This window comes from Paenibacillus sp. P22 (assembly GCF_000469945.2).
In the GTDB taxonomy this organism is placed as follows: Bacteria; Bacillota; Bacilli; order Paenibacillales; family Paenibacillaceae; genus Paenibacillus_O; species Paenibacillus_O humicus.
The window spans coordinates 1-4,480 of the sequence record NZ_CBRA020000036.1 but is presented as its reverse complement, the minus strand read 5'-3'; the positions used below and the strand labels follow the sequence as shown (position 1 = coordinate 4,480).

The 4,480-nt window shown below is 60.9% G+C and carries 4 protein-coding genes; 2 read left to right on the top strand and 2 right to left on the bottom strand.

Features of this window, described 5'->3' with window-relative positions; translation table 11 throughout:
- Nucleotides 1-218 (top strand): hypothetical protein (locus BN871_RS28910; protein ID WP_232312886.1); only part of this gene is annotated, 218 nt, incomplete at its 5' end.
- An 80-nt stretch (nucleotides 219-298) separates the two neighbouring features.
- Here the strand turns inward: BN871_RS28910 and BN871_RS07440 are convergent.
- Nucleotides 299-964 (bottom strand): Type 1 glutamine amidotransferase-like domain-containing protein, encoded by a 666-nt coding sequence (locus BN871_RS07440; RefSeq protein ID WP_048745216.1) that lies wholly within the window; start codon nucleotides 962-964, stop codon nucleotides 299-301.
- A gap of 18 nt (nucleotides 965-982) precedes the next feature.
- Nucleotides 983-2,248, bottom strand: a complete 1,266-nt coding sequence (locus BN871_RS07435) for an FAD-binding protein (RefSeq protein ID WP_048745215.1) — start codon at nucleotides 2,246-2,248, stop codon at nucleotides 983-985.
- 650 nt (nucleotides 2,249-2,898) lie between these two features.
- Here BN871_RS07435 and argS point away from each other — a divergent pair.
- On the top strand, nucleotides 2,899-4,480 hold a 1,582-nt coding region (argS, locus tag BN871_RS07430; protein WP_048745214.1), incomplete at its 3' end, for an arginine--tRNA ligase.

Genomic DNA, 4,480 nt, shown 5'->3' with positions numbered 1-4,480 from the left:
ATCTAAGGTCCAGCTTTATGTCGACTATTACAATGCCACAGGACATTATTGATGCGACTGTTTCGGATCTGAGTCAAACGACGAACGGAGCTTTTCAAATAATGGAAACCCAAATCAACACACCTGAACAAGCCGCTTTGCCCGTTATTTTTCGCGCTCTGGAAGAAAATGCCGGTGGGATCATTTATGTAGAAGATGTTAATGTCACTTATGGGTAACGAAGCGTTGTTTTCTATTTTTTATCAAGCCAATGATCTAAGTCTATTTCTTTTGCTTATGACTTTCCATTCTTCAGGACCTAGAGAACGAGCTTCCCGATCACGCCGTCCTCGAGAACAAACACCCCTTCTCCCTCCGTCCTCTCCAACCCGCCATTGCGGAAGTACAGGCCGCAGTCCTCATCCACGCCGTAATGGGCGCGATAATCGGGATATCTGTCGGCAGAGGCCAGAAGCTGCTTCTCGTCCTGCCATTGGGAAAAATGAACGGCAATAGAGATTCCATGAACCAGACCGAGTCCCCTCCGGTCCTGATAAGCAGACTCCTCGTTATCCTTCGGCGAGATCAGGCAGCGGTCCGGGCTGAGCAGCGCTCCCGCCGAAAACCCCGCCACCGGAATGCCGGCTGCCTGCCTCTCCGCGATCACCGGGCCGATCCCGGTCTCGACGATATAATCCGCGTACAGGTTCGTATCCCCGCCCCCGATAATGATGCCGCTGCTGGCGCGGAGAGCTTCGACCGCCTCGATCTCCGGCGTCGTCGGAAGCGGCACATAGCGGAACCGCGCCACTCCCCGCTCTTCCAAAGCCTTCGTATAATGAGGCATATACTCCTCCCATCCCGGTCGATCCACGCACAGAATGGTTACGAGCGAGCCAGCCCCGCCGGCCAGCTCTGCGAACCGCGCGGCCAGCCCCGTCGAGAACGGCGGCCCTCCCCCGAACAAGAACAAATGCGTTTCCATTTCACTCCTCGCGTCCCCTCAATAGATGTAGCGGTTCAAAAATTCATTGCGGAATTTGCCGGCGGGATCGTACCGCAGCAGCAGCCGGCGGAAATCCGCGAGCTTCTCGTAAAGGGGCTGAACCTCGCCGGGCGGCAGCGCGAACAGCTTGGCCCAGTGCGGACGCGCCCCGAGCGGGCGCAGCGCTTCTTCGATGACGGGCAGCACGCGGCCGACCGCCTCCACGTCCTGCTTCCAAGTGAAATGGATTCCGACCGAATCCTGTCCGAAGCAAGGGCTCATCCAGAGCCGATCCGCGGCAATCGTGCGGACCTCGGAAATGTACAGCAGCGGCGCAATCAGATCCCGAAGACCGTCGATCGCGCGCAATGCCTCGACGGCCTTGTTCCTCGGGACGAAATACTCGCTCTGCAGCTCTTCCCCGGCGCTTGGGGTGAAGTCCATGCGGAAATGCGGCAGCCTCTCATGCCAAGGACCCGCGACGCCCATCTGCTCGCTGCAGACGGCTCCGGAATGGCCGGGCACCGGATGGCGGTTGTCCGTGGCGGCAACCGCTCCGAAAAACTCTCCGTCCGGCTGGTCCGAGGACGCCGGATCCCCGACGCGGCGCTTCAGCCACACCTGATTGAACGAGGATGCCTTCCAGTCCGTGAACAGGCTGACGCTGTAGCATGCGGACAAGATCGCTTCGGCGTTCCGCTCCAGCTGTTCCAGCGGCAGCTGCTCATACACATGCTGGGTCATCTCGAAGGTGGGAACGATATCCAGCGTGACCTTCGTGACGACGCCCAAGCCGCCAAGCCCGACGACCGCTCCGTGAAACTCCTTGGCATCCGGCATGTCGCGGGAGAGCGTCACGGTCTCTCCGTCGGCAGCGACCATCTCCAACGCATGGACGGCGGCAGCCAGATTGCCATTGAGGACGCCCGAGCCGTGCGTCGCCGTGGCGATCGCGCCTGCGACCGTGATATGCGGCAGCGACGCCAGATTGTGCAGCGCAAAGCCTCTCTCATGGAGATAGCGGGCCAAATCCCCGTACCGGATGCCGCCTTCGACGGCGACCTTGCGGTTCGCGGAGTCGAGCTCGACGACCCGGTCCAGCTTTTGCAGCGAAATCAGGCTCCCGGCCGTATCCGCGATGCCGTTGAACGAATGCCGCGAGCCCAGCACCTTGATTCGGGAACTTCGAGACACCCATTTCTGTATATCCGATACACTCTTGGGGACCAGAATCTCCGTTGCTCCGTACTTGTAATTGCCTGCCCAGTTGCGCTCGTTGACCATTCTCGTTCACCCTTCCTCCTATAACCGATGCCTATATCTTGTACTTCGGGTTCCATGCCGCGAATCCCTACCTGCGTTCGGCACGATTCATGGCATTGGGCTCGTAGATACGGCATAAATCGCCAAGAGGAGAATCAACAGCAGGAATCCCGGAATAAATAAAAACAAGCAAAACAAGAGCCTTTCACGGAACATAAAGGAAGGCCATTTCAGAGGACGAGTGAACTAACATGGCGGCCTATCTTCTCCCGTCAGACTACATGCTTTTTTACTGGGTCTTGCACATCCCCCCAACCATCCGCTATACTGGGAAAAATTTAATTGCGACAAGCGATGAACGGGGAAGTACCCGGCCGCGCCTGCATGCAGAGAGCCGGGAGGGTGGGAACCGGCTGCGGCAGGCCGGGGAAACGGTCCCGCGAGCTGGCGCCCGAACTCCGCCTTGCGGCGGATGCGTAGGCGCGCCCGGACTGGCCGATACCCTGCCGAGTTGCCTCCTGCTTGCAGGTCCATGCTCTCCAACCGGGAGCATGTCCTGCCCGCAGGAGGCCGACAAGAGTGGCACCGCGGACCTCACAAGGCCTCCGTCTCTTTTGAGACGGGGGCTTTTTGCCGTTCTCGCATGCAAATCGAATAAGGAGGAATGGACGATGACAACGCTGAAAAGATCTGCCGCTGCGCTGCTTGCCCCGCTGACGGGGCTGACCGGGGAGGAAATCGCATCACGGCTGGAATACCCGCCCGATGAAGAGATGGGCGATCTGTCCCTGCCCTGCTTCCCGCTGGCCAAGGAGCTGCGCCGCTCCCCGGCGGCGATCGCGGAGGAGCTCGCCGGCCGGCTGAACGGCGAGACCGATAATCCCGCGCCGGCGGTTTTGCCGGATGATGCGGGATGGAAATCAAATGCCGGCCTCCTTGGGACCGAATTCGGCGATGGACCCATCATTCATTGGCATGCCCATGCCGCCGGCGGCTACGTGAACCTGCGCGCCGCAGGCACCGGCTGGATGGAAGCCCTGCTCCGGGAAGCGGAGTCCCCCGGGCTCGGCCAACTCTCCGACGGAGCAGGCAAGAAGGTCGTCATCGATTATTCCGCTCCGAACATCGCCAAGCCGTTCAGCATCGGGCATCTGCGCTCGACGGTCATCGGGCGCGCCTTGGCGAACCTGGACCGCGCGGCGGGGTGGCGGGTCGAGACCGTCAACCATCTCGGAGACTGGGGCACGCAGTTCGGCAAGCTGATCGCGGCCTACAAGCATTGGGGCAGCCGCGAAGCGCTGGAAGCCGACCCCATCGGCGAAAGCCTGCAGCTCTACGTCCGCTTCCACGAGGAGGCGGATGCCCGTCCCGAGCTTCTCGACGAAGGCCGGGATTGGTTCCGCCGCCTGGAGCTGGGAGACGCGGAAGCACGGAAGCTGTGGTCCTTCTTTATCCGCGAAAGCCTGAAGGAATTCAACCGCTTGTACGACCGCCTGGGAATCGAGTTCGATCATATTCTCGGAGAAAGCTTCTACAACGACAAGCTGCAGGCCGCCGTCGCGAGGCTGGAGCAGGCCGGACTTCTAGAGGAGAGCGACGGGGCTGCCGTCGTCCGCCTGGACGAGGAGAACCTGCCTCCCTGCCTCATTCTGAAGTCCGACGGCTCCTCGATCTACGGCACGCGCGATCTGGCCACGGCTCTGTACCGCCGGGAAGCCATGCAGGGCGACAAGCTGCTTTACGTGGTCGGGGCGGAGCAGATCCTTCATTTCACTCAGGTGTTCCGGGTCCTCGACAAGCTCGACGGCTCCTGGAAAGACGTGCAGCGCGTGCATGCGCCGTTCGGCCTGATGAAAATGGACGGCAAGAAAATGTCGACCCGCCGCGGCAAGGTCGTCTTCCTGCAGGATGTGCTCGACGAGGCGGCGCAGCGCGCCCTCTCGGTCATCGACAGCAAGACGCCGGATCTGCCGGACAAGGAGGCCGTCGCGGAGGCGGTCGGCATCGGCGCCGTCGTCTTCGGAGACCTGCGCAGCCGCCGCATGCTGGAGGTCGACTTCAATATGGATGAAATGGTCAGCATGGAAGGAGAGACCGGACCTTATCTCCAGTACACGTACGCCCGCGCCGCCAGCCTGCTGCGCAAGGCGGCAAGCCGAAAGCTTGCTCCCGCCGGGCCTGCTTATAATCGACCATCCGTCCAGGACAGGAAGATCGGTGTCGAGCAGAATGGCGTCCGGCTTGTAGGCATGG